We start from the raw sequence: 15,860 nt of genomic DNA, 5'->3' as shown, positions 1-15,860 counted from the left end.
GCGCAACTACCTTGCGGACCCGCCTCCAGGGGTGGTGGCGGGTCCGCGTGGGTCGAGGCTCAGTACGTCCCGCAGTTGGACGGTGCGGGCACGCCGTTGACCCGGTCGGCCAGGTACTGCACCGTGCCGCCGAGCCCGGTGAGCATGGGTGCGGCGTGGCCTATGACTAGCCCGGGTGCCACGGCGGGCATCGGGTCGATGGCCATGTCCACGGCCGCGCCCTGCGCGCACCAGTCGCGGCCGAGCTGCCGCGACTGCGTGCCGGGCACCACGTCGTCGTTGATCGGGGACAGGATCCGCACGGGCGTACTCGGCGCGAGGCGTCCGATCTGTTGCCGCTCGAGGAACTCCATGATCGCCGGGTCCTGACGGACGACGTCCCCGGCGGAGCGGCCCGAGAGCGTGTAGCTGTTGGTGCGCTGCTGGAAGAACTGGACCGCGGTTTCGCCGATGCACTGGTCCGAGGTGGCGGCGAGCATCGCCCGGCCCTGGTCGTTGAGGTAGGCGTCGAGCAGCGGGTCCATCTCCGGGTAGGCGTCGACGAGGCTGTTCAGCGAGTACCCGATCACGCCGGCGATCGCCGACCCGTCCGCCTGCTCGAGGGTGGCCAGCAGGTCGGCGGGCGGGGACCCGGCGGCGGTGCCGACCAGGTTGAGCTCGGGCGCGTACTGCGGGTGCAGCTCGGCCGCGGCGGCCACGGCCCCGCCGCCCTGCGAATACCCGGTGAACACGGTGCGGGGCGCGGACCCGATGTCCGCGCCGGGGACCGCCGGCGCCGCGCGGGCGATGTCCAGGACGGCGCGGGCGGAGGCCTCGCGGTGGACGTACGAATGGATGCCGGGCGTGCCCAGCCCCTCATAGTCGGTCATCGCCACCGCGTACCCGCGGGCCAGCAGTGCGTAGGCCTGGAGGATCTCGTAGCCGAAGCCCACGCCGGGCGGGTCCGTGCGGACGGTGGCCAGGTTCTGGAAGGTCTTGGACGGCGCGCAGTGGTCGCCCTGTCCCTGCGTACCCGGCGCGACCACCGCGAGCGGCCGCGTCCCCGGGCCCGCCCACGGCGCGCGGGGCTGCAGGTACGTGCCCGTCACGGCGATCGGCTGGTTCTTCGAGCCGACCGAGGTGTACATGATCCGCTGCGCATCGGTCGAGAGGGGCCCCGCGCCGTCGGAGAGGAATTCCGCGCCGGCGATCGGCGGGATCGCCGCGGCCAGCGGGAATACTTTGGTCTTGATGAGCGCCCCGTTGCCCGCGGGCAGGTCGGCCGGCGGCTGGTAGAACGCCGGAGCCGGGTCGTTGGACGAGCCCTGCGCGCCCGCGGCGGGAGCGACCAGCGCCCCTCCCGCGATGGTGGTGGCGAGCGCGGCGGCGAAAGCGGCAGCGCGCATCGCAGGTCGGCGCGGAGCGGTTAGACGCGCAGTGGTTAGACGCGCAGTGGTTTGACGGAGTGGCACGGTCCCCCCGGACTGTTGTGGCATGGATCACGACTGTGCGGAGTGTAATCCGTTACAGCGGCAGGCCGCTCAGGTACCTGCCAGTCTGCGGTCAGGTTCCGGTCGTGACGGCGCGACGGGCTGCCGTGATGTCGCGACGGGCTGCGCCCGCTCGAGGACGGTGAGGTCGACGACGACGAGGTGGTCCACCCCGAGAGGGACTGCGGTGCCGAGGGGGTGGCCCTCCACCTCTAGAGTCGGACCCGATTTCCTATGTTGGCCGAGGAGAACGGATGCCGAACAAGGCGCTGGTGGGAAGAGCACCGATGGCTGATCACGGCCGCGGCGAGCTCGCGCGGGTCCTCTCGTGAGTGCCGAGGCTCAGGCGGCCGAGGTGCTGCGCCTGCGGGACGTCGACTTCATCCGCCAATCCGAGCAGCTCCTGTCCGGCATCGACCTCACCGTCCGGGCGGGGGAGCGCTGGGCGCTCATCGGACCCAACGGCGCCGGTAAGAGCACGCTCCTGGGACTGTGTGGCGCCCAGACCCACCCGACCCGTGGCTCGGTCCACGTGCTCGGTCACCAGCTCGGGCGCGTCGAGATCCGGAAGCTGCGGGAGTCGATCGGACACGTGAATCCCCGCCATCCGCTGCGCTCGCCCCTCTCGGTCAGGGAGGTCGTGCTCACCGGAGCGACGGGCACCACGGACCTGATGGGTCGGTGGGAGCCGGATCAGTGCACGCAGGACCGCGCCGATCACCTCATCGAGTCCCTCGGCCTGGCCGGGTTGCGGCACGCCACCTGGCCCACCATGTCGCAGGGCGAACGCGGTCGGGCGCTCATCGCCCGGGCGCTCCTGCCGGACCCGGCGCTACTGCTCCTCGACGAGCCGTCGACCGGCCTGGATGTGGCGGCGCGGGAGCAGTTCCTCCGGACCCTCGACCAGCTGCATCACTCACAACCGGACCTGGCGACCGTCCTGGTGACCCATCACCTCGAGGAGCTGCCCGAGTCGACGACGCACGCCATGCTGATCGCCCACGGCCGGATCCACTCCTCCGGCCGAGCTCTGGACGTGCTCACCTCCGGGTTGGTGACGGAGGCCTTCGAGTACCCGATCACGGTCGGGTATCGCGACGGTCGCTGGCAGGCCCGCGCCGCGGCATAGCTGAGGCGGGCTCCGGTTGCCGCGGTCAGGTGTGCATGCCGGCGGTGAACCAGCGCGTGGCCTCGTCGACGATGTCCTCGATGCCCGCGCTGGTCTCGGCCTGGAGCCACGCGGTGATCAGCTCGCCCAGGCCTCCGACCAGGAGCCGTGCGCTGATCTCGTCCCTGGGGGCGGGCAGTGCGCGGTCGCCGAACAGGGCCTGCGCCTGGGTCGCGACGAGCGCGGCGAAGTCGCGGAAGAGCTCGTGGCGACGCTGACGCAGTGCGGGAACGGTGGCCGACTCGATGATCGCCACCCGGCCCTTGCGCGGGTCGTCCGTCAGTAGCGCGGCGAACGCGGCGATCGCGGCGTGCGCCCGGGCCGCGGTGTCACCCTCTGTCTGGGCGAGGGCAGCCAGGACCGCTGCGCGGAGCTGCTCGGCGATCTCGTCGACCAGCGTGAGTAGTAGCTGGTCGCGGGCGGTGAAGCTCTCGTAGAAGTAGCGCTCGGTGAGGCCGGCCTGGGCACAGATGGCGGTCATCGTGGCTCGCTCGACGCCGCGGGTCCCGGCGAGTTCGAGCGCGGCGTCCAGGAGTTGGCGGCGGCGGGCCGAGCGGCGTTCCTCGGCGCTCACACCGCGGTAGGGGCGAGGTGTCGAGGCCATGACCAAATCTTGACAGGACGCGCTGTCTAATTCAAACTCATGTCAACTGACATGACTCACTGTCAGAAGTCGGTCGGATGTCGTGCCAGAGGTGCGGGGTCCGCCAGGAGATCAGGGGTATCGATGACACGGACGCTGGCGGACGCACCGACAGGGAGTGGGCTGTCCCCGATTCCGGGAGATGGCGGGCTGCCGCTCCTGGGCCACGGCCTGGCCTATCTGCGGGATCCCAAACGCATGTGGCAGGACCGCTACCAGCGCTACGGCTCGGTCTCGTGGTTCCGGGCGTTCGGCATCCGGATCGTGGCGCTGCTGGGGCCCGAGGCGACCGAGGCGGTGCTCACCAATCGGGACAAGGCCTTCGCGAGCGGCGACGGGTGGCGTTTTCTGATCGGGCCGTTCTTCGACCGCGGCCTGATGCTGCTGGACTTCGACGAGCACCTGTCGCACAAGCGTCTGATGCAGCAGGCGTTCACCTCGGACCGCCTCGAGCGCTACGCGGCCGCGATCGACCCGGCCGTCCGTACGGCGCTCGAGCAGTGGGAGCCGGGTGACAACCTGCAGGTCTACCCGGAGTTGAAGCAGCTGACGTTGAACCTCGCCGTCGAGGTCTTCATGGGCGGCGCGGAGGGCACCAGCCAGAAGCGCCTGGACCTGATCAACGCCTCGTTCATCGACTGCGTCCAGGCCGCCACCGCACTCGTGCGGTACCCCGTCCCGGGCGGGCGCTGGCACCGCGGCCTCGTGGGTCGTCGTCGTCTCGAGGCTTTTCTCCGCGAGTACCTCCCGGCCCGACGGGCGGGCGACGGCGACGACCTCTTCTCGGTGCTGTGCCGAGTGGAGGTCGACGGCGAGCGGTTCAGCGACGACGACGTCATCAACCACATGATCTTTCTGCTGATGGCCGCGCACGACACCTCCACCATCACCCTCTCGACGATGATGCAGTACCTCGGGCAGCATCCCGAATGGCAGCAGCGGTGCCGGGAGGAGTCGCTGGCGATCCCCGGCGACTCGATCACGCACGGTCAGCTCCCGCAGTTGCGCTCGCTCGACCTGGTGATGAAGGAGTCACTGCGGCTGGTCTCGCCGGTCCCGACCATCGTGCGCAAGGCGGTCAAGGACACCGAGGTCCAGGGGCGCTTCATCCCGGCCGGGACCATGGTCGCGATAGCCCCCTACTTCACCCATCATATGGAGGAGTACTGGCCCGACCCGGAGGCGTTCGACCCCGGCCGGTTCTCCGAGGAACGCCGGGAGGACAAGATCCATCGCCTGGCGTGGCAGCCGTTCGGAGGCGGCGTGCACAAGTGCATCGGGATGCACTTCGCCGGCGCCGAGGTGGCGATCGTGCTGCACCACCTGCTGCGCAACTTCGAGTGGCACGTCGACCCGGACTACCGGGCGCCGATGGACATGAAGTCGCTGCCCTTCCCCAAGGACGGTCAGCCGGTCCGGCTGGTCCGGCGGTCGGATGCGTCCGGGGTGGCCTAGGGGACTTCCGGGACCTTCCGGGGCCTCGGCGTGCGAGGTGAGGGACTAGCCTGCGCGGTGGCACGCGGGGGCGCATCGGGCTAATCTGTGACACATCTCACACTTCAGTGTGGGCTCACGAAAGGGCCACAGTCATGACCACGCACGCCACTCCCGCCCCCGAGCAGTCGGGCTCTCGGTCGGCCCCGCCGAGTCGTCGCCGGGCCGTCCACCTCGTCCGGATCCGGAACGGCGGGCTGGTCGCCTTTCTGGGTCTGGCCTTGGCCCTGATCAGTCTGTTCGTGCCCTGGCTCTCCGGAGACGGTCAGCAGATCACCGGGCTCGGCGTGACCGAACTGCTGGACCTCCGGGCCATGGCGCCGCTCAACTTCCTCGGGCTCGTCGTGCTGAGCTTCCTCACGTCGGTCACGCTGTTCACCAAGTTGGGCATCTTCGCGATCGCGAACGCGCTGGCGGCCTCCGCCGTGCTGGTCGCGCACCTGACGTTCGTGTGGGTCCTGTTCAGCTCCACCGACTCCGCGAGTCCCGTGATCTCCGGCCTTCCCTCCGGGGTCTCGCTCACCTACGGGCCGGTCCTCGCCGCGATCGGGTTCCTGGTGGTGATCGTGGGGTCCGTGTCGGCGGCCAGGACGGCCGAGTATCTGTTGCCGGACCGGGCGGAGGCGCGGTTGCTCAACCGCGACTGAATCACTCCGCGCCGGCGATCGCGCCGGAGATCGTGCGGGAGATCGCGCCGGCGGTAAGAGAGCCGACATCGCGTGGTCCGGCCGCGTAGTCTCTGCCGCTATGAGCAGTGGGGTGTGCGGGTGAACCGAGGCGGCCTGGCGTGGGGATTGCGTCTCAGGGCGGCGCGCTACCGCTTCCAGGAGTCCTTGTTCCTGCTGCCCGCGCTGGTGATGCTGGGTGGGGTGCTGTTGGCGTTCGCCGCCACCTCGATCGACAACCACCTCGGCCATGACGCCGATGTGCCCCTGACCCTGGCGATGACCAGCAACGCGGCGACCTGGTTGGTCTCGACCGTGGCCGGGGCGATGATCACCACCGTCGGTGTGGTCTTCTCGCTCACCGTCGTGAGTCTGCAGCTGGCGAGCAACCAGTTCTCGCCGCGGGTGATGCGCTCGTTCATCCGCGACCGGCTCAGCCAGGGCGTGATCGGACTGCTGGTCGGGACGTTCTTCTACTGCGTGCTCATCCTGCCCAGTCTGAGCGGCGACGGAACGGCCCCGGCTCCGCGGGTGTCGCTGACGGTCGCCGTCGTACTGACCCTGGTCACCGTGGTGGGCATCATCATCCACCTCGATCACCTGGCCCGCGGGCTCCAGGTGGGAAATCTCGCGCGGGCCATCGCGACCGAGGGGCAGGACGTGATCGCCGCCCTCGGGCGGGTGCCCGCGGGCCTGCGCGAGGTCGACCCCGCCAGCATCCCCGCGGCGGAGAGCGCGACCGCCGTCCTGGCCCGGCGCAGCGGATGGGTCAGCCAGGTGGACCTGGGCCGACTGCTGGGAGCGGTCCCGCCGGGGACCACTATGCGGCTGGAGACCAGGGTGGGCGCCTACATCCACGAGGGTGAGGCGCTGGCCACGGTGTGGCCCCCGCTCGCGGAGGCGGAGGGGATCGCCGGAGCGGTGGAGATCGCCGAGATGCGGACCATGCTCCAGGACGCGGACTTTGCCGTCCGTCAGCTCGTCGACATCGGCCTGCGGGCCCTGAGCTCGGCGATCAACGACCCCACCACCGCGGTCGAGATCATCCTGCGCCTGGGCAGCCTGCTCCGCACGGTCCTCACGGCGCCGCTCCCACCGCATGCGCTCAGGGACGACGCCGGCCGGGTCCTCATCCAACCGTGGAGCCTCGACCACGAGGAGTTTGTCGCGCACGCCTTTGACCAGCTGCGTCAGTCCAGCCTGGATCAGCCGGAGGTGGTGGCCGCCCTCCTGCGCGTGGTGCGGATGCTGATCTCGCACGTCCGGGGCGAAGGGTGTGCGGAGCGCGCCCCCGCCCTCGAACGCCAGATGCGCCTGATCCTCGAGAGCGTGCAGGACCACCCCGATCATCACCCCGAGGACAGGGCGCGGCTGCTGTCCATCGCGTCCACCGACACGGATCCCGCCGACCACACCCGCTGACCCGCATTCGCCGACCCGCACTTGCTGGGCAGATCTCAACCCTGGCCGCCCTGAGCCCGGCCGGGCCCGGGCCGGGCCCGACCGGGGCCTTGCGGTGCATACCCTAGGGGGGTACGGTAGCCGACATGGCCGAGCACGGATACGCCCCGCACAAGGAGGACCACCTCAAGCGGCTGCGACGCATCGAGGGTCAGGCCCGAGGTCTGCAGCGGATGGTGGAGGAGGACAAGTACTGCATCGACATCCTCACGCAGGTCGCCGCCATGACCCGGGCCCTGCAGTCGCTCTCCCTCAATCTGCTCGAGGAGCACCTGGGTCACTGCGTGGCCGGCGCCATCGAGCACGGCGGCCCCGAGGCCGAGGCCAAGCTCAAAGAGGCCAACGCGGCCATCGCCCGCCTGGTCAAGTCCTAGGCGCCCCACCCGCAACCCGCAAGGAGAACTCCATGTCCGCCACCGCCAGCTTCACCGTCTCCGGCATGACCTGCGCCCATTGCGTCGCCTCCGTCAAGGAGGAGGTCTCCGAGATCCCCGGCGTCACGGAGGTTGAGGTCGATCTGGAATCGGGCCGCCTCGTCGTCGTCGCCCCTACCCCGGTCGACCCCGCGCTCGTCCGCGCGGCCGTGGACGAGGCCGGGTACTCCGTCTCGGCGCAGGAATGACCGCGCCATGACCACCACCGACAGCGCCACTGACCGCGCCATGACCACCACCGACAGCGCCACTGACCGCGCGACCGACAGCCCCGCCGGCGAGGCCGTCGCCACCACCCACGTCGACCTCCAGATCGAGGGCATGACCTGCGCCTCGTGCGCGAACCGCATCGAGCGCAAGCTCAACAAACTCGACGGCGTCACCGCCGAGGTCAACTACGCCACCGAGAAGGCGCGCGTGGAGTACTCCCCGGCGATCGAGCCGCAACTGCTGCTGGACACCGTCGCGCAGGCCGGCTACTCGGCCCGGTTGCCTCAGCCTCGATCGAGCCAACCGCGTCCGCCGGCCAGGAACGCGGGCAGGGACGCGGGCGAAACCGCCGAGGGCGCCGGCAACGCGGGCAACGCCACCGACGACAGCGCTTCCGAAGACAGCGCGGCCCCCGACAGGGTCGAGAGCCTGCGCCAGCGCGTGGTCATCTCGGCCGTCCTGACGGTGCCGGTGATCGCCATGGCCATGATCCCGGCCTGGCAGTTCACCTACTGGCAGTGGCTCTCGCTGACCCTCGCCGCGCCCGTCGTGGTGTGGGGCGCGTGGCCCTTCCACCGCGCGGCGGCCATCAACCTGCGCCACGGCGCGTTCACCATGGACACGCTCGTCTCGATCGGCACCTCCGCCGCCTTCCTCTGGTCCCTCTACGCGCTGTTCTTCGGCCACGCCGGCATGCCGGGCATGACCCACGGTTTCGAGTTCTCGCTCTCGCCCAGCGACGGCGCGGGCGACATCTACCTCGAGGCCGCCGCGGGCGTGACCACCTTCGTGCTGCTCGGCCGCTATTTTGAGGCCCGGTCCAAGCGCACGGCCGGCGCGGCGCTGCGGTCGCTCCTCGAGCTGGGAGCCAAGGATGTCGCGGTTCTACACGGCGGCGTGGAGACCCGCATCCCGGTGGAGAATCTCCAGGTCGGTGACGAGTTCGTGGTGCGCCCCGGCGAGAAGATCGCCACTGACGGCGTCGTGACCGACGGCGCCTCCGCGATCGACGCCGCCCTGGTCACCGGCGAGTCCGTCCCCACCGAGGTCTCGGCGGGCGACGCCGTGGTGGGCGGCACCGTCAACACCAACGGCCGGCTGGTCGTGCGCGCCACCCGCGTCGGCTCGGACACCCAGCTCGCGCAGATGGCGCAGATGGTGGAGGACGCCCAGTCCGGAAAGGCCGCAGCTCAGCGGCTCGCCGACCGCATTTCCGGCGTCTTCGTCCCCGTCGTGCTGGTGCTGGCCGTGGCGACCTTCGTCTACTGGATGCTCACCGGCTCCGGTGCCTCGATGGCGTTCACGGCCGCGGTCGCGGTGCTGATCATCGCCTGCCCGTGCGCGCTCGGCCTGGCCACGCCCATGGCGCTCATGGTGGGCACGGGCCGTGGGGCGCAGCTGGGCATCCTCATCAAGGGCCCCGAGGTCCTGGAGTCGACCCGCCGCGTCGACACGATCGTGCTGGACAAGACCGGCACCATCACCACCGGCAAGCACGCGCTGGTCTCGGCGACCGCTGCCGAGGGCGTCGACGAATCCCGGTTGCTACGCCTGGCGGGCGCGGTCGAGGACGCCTCCGAGCACCCCATCGCCCGCGCGATCGCCGCCGGCGCCCGTGAGAGGGTCGGCGACCTCCCGGACGTTTCCGGTTTCCGTAGCCACGAGGGCCTGGGCGTTTCCGGACTGGTCACTGTCGCTGGCGGTGTCGCTGGCGGTGGCGCTGAGGACAACCGTGGTGACGACGACAACGTGGTCGTCGTGGGCCGTCCGGCGTTGCTCGCCCAGCGCGACATGCCGCTGCCGGCTGAGCTGGTGCGGGCGATGGACGACGCCTCCGGGCGCGGTCAGACCGCCGTCGCCGTGGGCTGGGGCGGCAGGGCCCGCGGAGTGCTGGTGGTGGCCGACCAGATCAAGGACACCTCCGCCGAGGCGATCCGCCGCTTCCGCGAGCTGGGGCTGACCCCGATCCTGCTGACCGGCGACAACGCCGCCGTCGCGGCCGCGGTGGCCGCCGAGGTCGGGATCGACCCCGGCCCGGACACCGTGATCGCCGAGACTGTCATCGCTGAAGTGCTGCCCGCGGACAAGGTCGAGGTGATCCGTCGCCTGCAGTCCGAGGGCCGCGTGGTGGCGATGGTCGGCGACGGCGTCAACGACGCGGCCGCCCTGGCCACCGCCGACCTGGGCCTGGCGATCGGCACCGGCACCGACGCGGCGATCGAGGCCTCCGACCTCACGCTGGTCCGCGGCGACCTGCGCTCGGCGGCCGACGCGATCCGGCTGTCCCGCAGCACGCTCGGCATCATCCGGGGCAACCTGTTCTGGGCGTTCGCCTACAACGTCGCCGCGCTGCCGCTGGCGGCGGCCGGCCTGCTCAACCCGATGATCGCCGGCGCCGCGATGGCGTTCTCCTCGGTGTTCGTGGTGGCCAACAGCCTCCGGCTGCGCCGCTTCCGGGCGGCGGCCTGAGCGATCTGGCGGCGTTCACCTGGGCCGATCCGGCGAGGGTCACCCCGGAGACGCGCCGGCGCGACGTCGGGACAGCAGCGGGCGGAAGACGATCGCCGCGAACACCAGGAACACCACGGCGGCGATGCCCAGCACGACGACCTGGCTCACCGAGCCCGCCGAATCCGATCGGGCGACCATGACGGCGGCCATGGACACGACGGACGGCGGCACCAGGACAAACCAGCCGATCACCGCGTACAGCGCCATCGGGGCGGACGGTGACCGGAGGAAGAGCGCGACCGCTGAGCAGATGACGGCCGGCACCACGAGGCCGAGGTCGAGCAACACGATGGACCAGAAGAAGGTGCGCGCGTCAGCGAATTCTGCGGGCATCGGTCCGCCCAGGACGGGGCCGAGGTAGCGGGACACCACGAAAGCCGCCAGCCCCAACAGGACGACGCCGAAGGCGCGCTGCCTCCTCGGCGACATGACCGGCAGGTCCCGGGGGTCGGTGATCGCCCAGGCGCCCACGGCGAGCACCGCGCCGGCCGCGAACAGGCCGACGTCGAACAGCACCACGGCGTTGAACTCCCCGTATTCCGGGCCGAGCACGTACTGGGCGAACATGTAGGCGGTGTAGGCGGCCGGGCCGAATGCGACGGGACCGGCGGCGCGGTGGCCGCGCAACGCCAGCACCCCGGCGGCGATGCTCAACGGCGCGACCAGCGCGAGTGTGACGATCTCCAGGCCGATCAACTGGTTCTGCAGGGTGCTCGAGATGGGATAGTCGACGAACCCGAGACCCAGGGGCCCGAGGAGGGAGTTGAGGACCAGCCCCGCCGCGAGGACGAGCATGGCGGACCCGAACGCCGGGTGCCGCCGTTGACCGCTGTGAACTGCGGTGGTGAGCGGCGGGCCCCCGCCGATCCCCGGGTCGGTCACGGGGTGCCAGCGCTAAGGCGCACCTTGTTGTCCAGAGAAGCCTCGGTTGCCGGGGTAAACCAGATGACCGCGGCCCCGGTGAGGATGTAGACCACCTGCAAGACGTGGAACCCACGGATCGAGGCGATCTCCGCGATGATCCACACCACCATGATGATCCCGGACAGGATGCTCGACGCCTGCCAACCCACGCTCCGTTTGAACATCGCCGTGGCGGCGAACAACGCGCTACCGCCGACGAGCGCCAACAGGATCACGCCGGGGAGGTAGAGACTGCTGAAGTCGGTGTGCTCGATCCAGGAGCGTTGCTCGGGGATCAGGCCGGTCATCAAGGCTATGCCTCCGCCGGCCGCCGAGATCGCGTTGAAGAGCAGCAGTCCGAGAAGGATCCGACCGGCTGTGTTCATGTCCCGCACCCTAGACCCGATATGAACTGCCCTGGGTGCTCTGACGATTACCGCCGTGTCCGAGATGCGGTCAGGTCAATCCGACGGACGTGCGCACCAAGAAGTACGCGGCCCGCGGGACGTCGCCCGCTTCGTGATGCACGAGCGGACGACGTCCCGCAGTCGTCATGGCGAGAACGGCCGGCCGCTCAGGCGCTCAGTTTCGTACACATCGAGCGGTGCCACACCAGTGGTTGGCACGTCTGATCGCTGGCCAAATTGAGGATCCGGAGTACCACGATGTCGTGATCCCCGGCCGGGTGGATGTTCTCGATCGTGCACTCGAACTGGACGGGAGCGCCGTCCAGGACGACCGCGCCCGTGGGCAGAACCGTGTGCTCGACTCCGGCAAAGCGCTGACCGTGGTCCTTCGCGGACATCTGCCGGATGGTGCTCTCGTGACTCTCGGCGAGCACCGAGACACCGAGGGAAGATAGTTCCCGGAGCAGCGGCCACGTACCGGACGTCTTCTGCACGGCGAACATCGTCAGCGGGGGGGTCTGGGAGACGCCTACTGCGAAGGATGAGGCGACCAGGACGTTGGGTCTGCCGTCGACGACGCCGGCGAGAGCGACCACTCCAGTCGGGAACGCGGCGAAAGCCCCTCGCAGGACGGTCTGGTCGATGATTTCGGTGGATAGCATCTGGTCATCCTCAGCTTTCGTGGGTGGGTCCGGCGTTGCGGCGAACGATCTCGCCCCACTGGTCAAGCCAGCCCTGATAGGCAGCGGGGTCGTCGAATGTCTTGTCGTTGACGTAGAGGCCCTGGCAGGGGACAGTCGCCCCGAGCTCCACCAGGACCGGTTTGAGCAGGAGTTCCGGCGCGAGGAAGTGGGCAGGCCCGGCTCCGAGCATGAGCGGTACCGCTGTGACACCTTTCATCCCGTTCCCGGTGGCGAACTGGTCGAGAAACAGTTTGAGCAGCCCCGTGTAGGCGGCCTTGAAGGTCGGCGAGGCCACTACGACCAGGTCGCTCGTGGCCACCGTCTCAACAGATGCAGAGACCGCGGCGTCCCCCCAGCCGAGAAGCCCGACACCGAGGGCCGTCACGTCGATGACGTGGTCGGGATCGCGGCCGGCGATCAGGTTTGACAGCAGGACGGCCGCATTCAACGTGCGTGAGCCGGGCTTCGGATTCCCAGCGACCACAGTGACTTTCACAAGGCATCTCTCCGTTCTGGGTGCAGTCGATGAGACTGAAGCCTGGGTGCGGAGAGTTAATACGGAATCGCCGCTTCGTTACGCTCCGATTGCGCGACAGGGAGGCGTGTCGGTCGTGTTCGAGGCGCAGTTCAAGGCCGTGCCAGGGGCATGGCGACGGCATTGCGCGGCTCGACGGGAAGCTCCCCGCGGCCGGTATCGGCCTCGAAGCGGACCCGGTTGGCCAGAAAGACGTCAAACACGATCTGTACCGGAACCAGATCCGCGTTGGTGTACAGAATCTCCCGAGATAGGAGCGCCTCACCTGGTGTGACACCGAGGATGCGGGCGGTGCGCTCGTCACAACGTTCGACGCCCACCGTCACCGTCGCCGCCCCGGGCTCTACTCCGAAGAACTCCTGGAAGACGGGCTGCATCGTCAGGGGAACCCCGGTGAAGTCGGTCGGGTCGGCGTCGTACCGGGGCGAGAAATAGGCACAGCGGAGTCCGATGACCTCGCCGTCGACGGCGAAGGTGTTCTCGACCAACCGGACCATCTCCTCGTCCATCTGCAGGCGGGCTCGGACGAGGGGGAAGCTCGGCACGATCGCCTGGTCGAGAACGGTGATGTAGTTGGTCTTGTTCTCCGTCGCGGTGATCCCGGACAGTTCGATCCCTACCTGGAGTCGGTGGACGCGCGTTCCGAAACGGGGTTTGCGTACCACGAATCCCGCCTCGCGGAGCTCGTTGAGGGCGTCCCGCACGCTGCCTCTACTGGAGTTGAAGATGCGCATCAACTCTTCTTCCACCAGCTGGGCATCGACGTTGAGTATTCCCGCCCGGATCGACGCCTGGATCAGTTCCCTGACTCGGCGCGACGACACTTGTCGACCGCGCGCGGATCCGCCGTGTGCCCGTGGGTGCGAGGTCACGCCCATCATCAACCTCCTGTGACAAGTGATGCGCGAGCTAGGCCCGCGGGGTTCCAGGTGCTCTGTCGTGAGGTGTCGTTCGAGAGAGCCCACGCTCGGGCGTGAAGAGATTCTAAGCACGCGGGTCACGCCATATGACGGCGTAGTAACCGGGCTCACAATCGGCGCAATAGTCGCTGTGCCCGCACTGATGCCGCCTTGACCAGGCAATTCGGGTCGAGGGGAAGTGTGTCGAGCCGCGCAATCGACGCATAGCAACTGCTGTACCCAGGGGAAACAAACTCCGCCGAATCTAGTGACCACTACACAAGTTGAGCGTCAGAGGGGAGGTCGATTCGGTGACTGCCAAGATTGTCGATGCTGTAAATGCGCCGGGCGGTGCTACAGCCTTCGAGGAACCGGATGACGACACGGAACGGACATCGTCATCGAGGCCGGGGTCGTCCCTGTGGGTGGTGCGCGCTGCGATATCCGCGCTGGCGAACTTCGTGATCTACGTGTTCGTCGCGTTCTTCCTGGTCAAGCTCATCCCGGGAGACCCCGTCGTGTCGGCCTCGGGTGGACGGTTGTCGGGGGACGCGCTCGAGGCGGCCAGGGAGAGCTACGGACTCAACGGGTCGGTGTTCGAACAGCTCGGGACGTACCTCCGTGAGCTTGCCTCCCTCGATCTCGGGACGGCGATCGCGACCGGCCGACCCGTGGCCGGCGACCTGCTCGTCCGGATCCCGGCGACCCTCGAACTGGTGGTGACCGGGCTGTTCTTCGGTGCCCTGGTCAGTCTCGCGCTGGCGCACCTGGTGGTCAGCCGGCCGTCGAATCCCTTCGCGCCGGCGGTCAGGGCGTACTCGCGCGCGGCGGGAGCAATTCCCGAGTACGTCATCGGAATCGCGTTCCTTTTCATCTTCTTCGCCACCCTGCAGTGGGTTCCCGCGCCGTCCGGCCGGCTCGACGCGTTCCTGGTGGCACCACCCACGGTCACCGGGTTCCCGGTACTGGACGCCCTCATCGCCGGCGACACCCAGTCCGCCGGCTCGTACATGGCCCACCTCTTCCTACCCGTGGTGGTGATGGTCGTCGCGCACTCCGCGCTGCTCACCAAGACCCTGGTCGAGGCCCTGGATGTCGAGGTGGCGAGCCCGGCCACGAAGTTCCGGATCGCCTCGGGTGCCCCGCGCCGCATCGTCCTGCTCGCCGTCTATCGGCGCGCGCTGCCGGCCGCGCTGGCGATGCTCGGCATGGTCTTCGGGCTGTTGCTCGGTGGCGCCGTCGTGCTCGAGTCCCTCTTCGGTCTCGGCGGACTGGGCCAGTACGCGGTGGACGCCGTCATGGCCTCTGATGTCTTCGCGCTCCGATCGTTCCTGGTCGTCATCGCGGCGATGTGTCTGACTGCGTACTTCCTGGCCGACGTGGCCACCGGACTGCTCGACCCGCGGCGCCGGGTCGGCGGAAGACAGGAGATCTGATGACACCGGTCACTGTGGTGACGTCCACGGCCGATCTGGCCACCCGGGACGCCGGAACCTTCGCGATTCGAGGGAAGTTCCGGTCGCTGCTCCGGTTCGTCCCGTTCGCGGTTCTGGTGGCCTTGGCGGTCCTCGGCCCGGTGCTGGCGCCGATGTCGGCGACCATGGTGACGGGGTCGCCGTCGCAGCCGCCGTCAGCCGCCCATCTGTTCGGCACCGACTCCAACGGGTTCGACGTGTTCTCGAGGACGCTGACGGCGTTCCGGCTCGACGTGATGATCGGCGTGGCCGTGACCGCGTCGGCCACCGCGGGGGCGCTACTGATCGGCACCGTCGCCGGCATGTACAGCGCCGAGCCGGGAATTCGAGGCCGCCTTGCCTCGACAGCCGGGCGGCTGATCGACCTGATCCAGGCGCTCCCGGTGATGATCGCCGGCCTGGTGATCGTCTCTTTCTTCGGCCGCAGCGCCGTGGTGATGACCGTCGCCCTCGCGATCGTCCTCATGCCGTTCCAGGCGCGGCTCCTTCGGAGTGAGGTCATGCGCCACCGGGACGACGGCTACGTGACCGCGGCCCGGATGAGCGGGGAGTCGGAGTTCCGGGTGCTGATCCGACACGTGGTCCCGAACTCCTGGGGCCCCGTGCTGGCCAACTGTTCGGCGATCTTCGGGATGGCGATCATCATGTCCGCCGGACTGGGATTCGTGGGCGTCGGGATCCCGTTGCCCCAGGCCGAGTGGGGGAACATGCTCTCCAGCGCAGCCCCGGACGCCGCCGTAGGTCGGTGGTGGTCGGCCTTGTTCCCCGCCGCGGCGCTAGCCCTTTCTGTCTGGGCGGCCTCGACCCTCACCGCGAAACCGCGACCTCGCCGCGGGAGGGGGTGAGTCGACCATCCGACGTTCCGAGTGATCCAGGTGTTTCCAATCCTCATGAATGGAGAGT

General features: G+C 69.2%; 16 protein-coding genes. 9 read left to right on the top strand and 7 right to left on the bottom strand.

The window, feature by feature from the left end:
* Positions 1-59: 59 nt before the first annotated feature.
* Positions 60-1,385, bottom strand: coding sequence for a lipase family protein (locus tag R4P08_RS01390; RefSeq protein WP_317811956.1), 1,326 nt, complete (start codon positions 1,383-1,385; stop codon positions 60-62).
* 412 nt (positions 1,386-1,797) lie between these two features.
* On the opposite strand from R4P08_RS01390, the gene R4P08_RS01385 reads away from it, so the two are divergent.
* Positions 1,798-2,598 carry an ABC transporter ATP-binding protein gene (locus R4P08_RS01385; protein WP_317811955.1) on the top strand — a complete coding sequence of 267 codons (801 nt, stop codon included), beginning with the start codon at positions 1,798-1,800 and terminating at the stop codon, positions 2,596-2,598.
* Positions 2,599-2,623: 25 nt separating this feature from the next.
* Here the strand turns inward: R4P08_RS01385 and R4P08_RS01380 are convergent, their stop codons facing one another.
* Entirely contained in the window at positions 2,624-3,241 is a 618-nt protein-coding gene (locus R4P08_RS01380; protein ID WP_317811954.1) for a TetR/AcrR family transcriptional regulator, read from the bottom strand.
* A gap of 123 nt (positions 3,242-3,364) precedes the next feature.
* Here R4P08_RS01380 and R4P08_RS01375 point away from each other — a divergent pair, with 123 nt between their 5' ends.
* From R4P08_RS01375 to R4P08_RS01350, 6 genes are all read left to right on the top strand, one after another.
* Positions 3,365-4,735, top strand: a complete 1,371-nt coding sequence (locus tag R4P08_RS01375; RefSeq protein ID WP_317811953.1) for a cytochrome P450 — start codon at positions 3,365-3,367, stop codon at positions 4,733-4,735.
* Between the two features lie 134 nt (positions 4,736-4,869).
* Positions 4,870-5,421: a hypothetical protein gene (locus R4P08_RS01370; RefSeq protein ID WP_317811952.1), complete on the top strand. Its 552-nt coding sequence runs from the start codon at positions 4,870-4,872 to the stop codon at positions 5,419-5,421.
* 120 nt (positions 5,422-5,541) lie between these two features.
* A complete protein-coding gene (locus R4P08_RS01365) occupies positions 5,542-6,861 on the top strand; it encodes a DUF2254 domain-containing protein (RefSeq protein WP_317811951.1) in 1,320 nt (439 codons plus the stop codon).
* Between the two features lie 125 nt (positions 6,862-6,986).
* Positions 6,987-7,274 carry a metal-sensitive transcriptional regulator gene (locus tag R4P08_RS01360; RefSeq protein ID WP_317811950.1) on the top strand — a complete coding sequence of 96 codons (288 nt, stop codon included), beginning with the start codon at positions 6,987-6,989 and terminating at the stop codon, positions 7,272-7,274.
* A 32-nt stretch (positions 7,275-7,306) separates the two neighbouring features.
* Positions 7,307-7,522 (top strand): heavy metal-associated domain-containing protein, encoded by a 216-nt coding sequence (locus R4P08_RS01355; RefSeq protein WP_317811949.1) that lies wholly within the window; start codon positions 7,307-7,309, stop codon positions 7,520-7,522.
* A 40-nt stretch (positions 7,523-7,562) separates the two neighbouring features.
* Complete coding sequence (locus R4P08_RS01350) at positions 7,563-10,013, top strand: heavy metal translocating P-type ATPase (RefSeq protein WP_317812239.1); 2,451 nt, start codon at positions 7,563-7,565, stop codon at positions 10,011-10,013.
* 39 nt (positions 10,014-10,052) lie between these two features.
* Here the strand turns inward: R4P08_RS01350 and R4P08_RS01345 are convergent, their stop codons facing one another.
* From R4P08_RS01345 to R4P08_RS01325, 5 genes are all read right to left on the bottom strand, one after another.
* Positions 10,053-10,937, bottom strand: a complete 885-nt coding sequence (locus R4P08_RS01345) for a hypothetical protein (protein ID WP_317811948.1) — start codon at positions 10,935-10,937, stop codon at positions 10,053-10,055.
* Complete coding sequence (locus R4P08_RS01340) at positions 10,934-11,344, bottom strand: hypothetical protein (RefSeq protein ID WP_317811947.1); 411 nt, start codon at positions 11,342-11,344, stop codon at positions 10,934-10,936. The genes R4P08_RS01345 and R4P08_RS01340 overlap by 4 nt, the downstream gene beginning before the upstream one ends.
* 188 nt (positions 11,345-11,532) lie before the next feature.
* Positions 11,533-12,027, bottom strand: a complete 495-nt coding sequence (locus R4P08_RS01335) for a flavin reductase family protein (RefSeq protein WP_317811946.1) — start codon at positions 12,025-12,027, stop codon at positions 11,533-11,535.
* 10 nt (positions 12,028-12,037) lie between these two features.
* Complete coding sequence (locus R4P08_RS01330; RefSeq protein WP_317811945.1) at positions 12,038-12,544, bottom strand: NADPH-dependent FMN reductase; 507 nt, start codon at positions 12,542-12,544, stop codon at positions 12,038-12,040.
* A 131-nt stretch (positions 12,545-12,675) separates the two neighbouring features.
* Positions 12,676-13,407, bottom strand: coding sequence for a GntR family transcriptional regulator (locus tag R4P08_RS01325; RefSeq protein ID WP_317811944.1), 732 nt, complete (start codon positions 13,405-13,407; stop codon positions 12,676-12,678).
* A gap of 386 nt (positions 13,408-13,793) precedes the next feature.
* Between R4P08_RS01325 and R4P08_RS01320 the strand changes: the two genes are divergently transcribed.
* Together R4P08_RS01320 and R4P08_RS01315 are read left to right on the top strand one after the other, a co-directional pair.
* Positions 13,794-14,918: an ABC transporter permease gene (locus R4P08_RS01320; protein WP_317811943.1), complete on the top strand. Its 1,125-nt coding sequence runs from the start codon at positions 13,794-13,796 to the stop codon at positions 14,916-14,918.
* Positions 14,918-15,802 (top strand): ABC transporter permease, encoded by an 885-nt coding sequence (locus R4P08_RS01315; protein ID WP_317811942.1) that lies wholly within the window; start codon positions 14,918-14,920, stop codon positions 15,800-15,802. Before R4P08_RS01320 ends, R4P08_RS01315 begins: the two co-directional genes overlap by 1 nt.
* The last annotated feature ends 58 nt before the right edge of the window (positions 15,803-15,860 follow it).

The sequence above is a fragment of the Rhodococcus sp. IEGM 1408 genome, from assembly GCF_033142235.1.
Lineage (GTDB): Bacteria > Actinomycetota > Actinomycetes > Mycobacteriales > Mycobacteriaceae > Dietzia.
This window is presented reverse-complemented; position numbering and strand designations above follow the sequence as displayed.

Excerpts from the sequence above, each read along its gene's own strand:
- R4P08_RS01355 (WP_317811949.1), top strand. The coding sequence starts at position 7,307 with ATGTCCGCCACCGCCAGCTTCACCGTCTCCGGCATGACCTGCGCCCAT.
- R4P08_RS01335 (WP_317811946.1), bottom strand. The coding sequence starts at position 12,027 with ATGCTATCCACCGAAATCATCGACCAGACCGTCCTGCGAGGGGCTTTC.
- R4P08_RS01315 (WP_317811942.1), top strand. The coding sequence starts at position 14,918 with ATGACACCGGTCACTGTGGTGACGTCCACGGCCGATCTGGCCACCCGG.
- R4P08_RS01380 (WP_317811954.1), bottom strand. The coding sequence starts at position 3,241 with ATGGCCTCGACACCTCGCCCCTACCGCGGTGTGAGCGCCGAGGAACGC.
- R4P08_RS01390 (WP_317811956.1), bottom strand. The coding sequence starts at position 1,385 with ATGCGCGCTGCCGCTTTCGCCGCCGCGCTCGCCACCACCATCGCGGGA.
- R4P08_RS01375 (WP_317811953.1), top strand. The coding sequence starts at position 3,365 with ATGACACGGACGCTGGCGGACGCACCGACAGGGAGTGGGCTGTCCCCG.
- R4P08_RS01340 (WP_317811947.1), bottom strand. The coding sequence starts at position 11,344 with ATGAACACAGCCGGTCGGATCCTTCTCGGACTGCTGCTCTTCAACGCG.
- R4P08_RS01360 (WP_317811950.1), top strand. The coding sequence starts at position 6,987 with ATGGCCGAGCACGGATACGCCCCGCACAAGGAGGACCACCTCAAGCGG.
- R4P08_RS01370 (WP_317811952.1), top strand. The coding sequence starts at position 4,870 with ATGACCACGCACGCCACTCCCGCCCCCGAGCAGTCGGGCTCTCGGTCG.
- R4P08_RS01350 (WP_317812239.1), top strand. The coding sequence starts at position 7,563 with ATGACCACCACCGACAGCGCCACTGACCGCGCGACCGACAGCCCCGCC.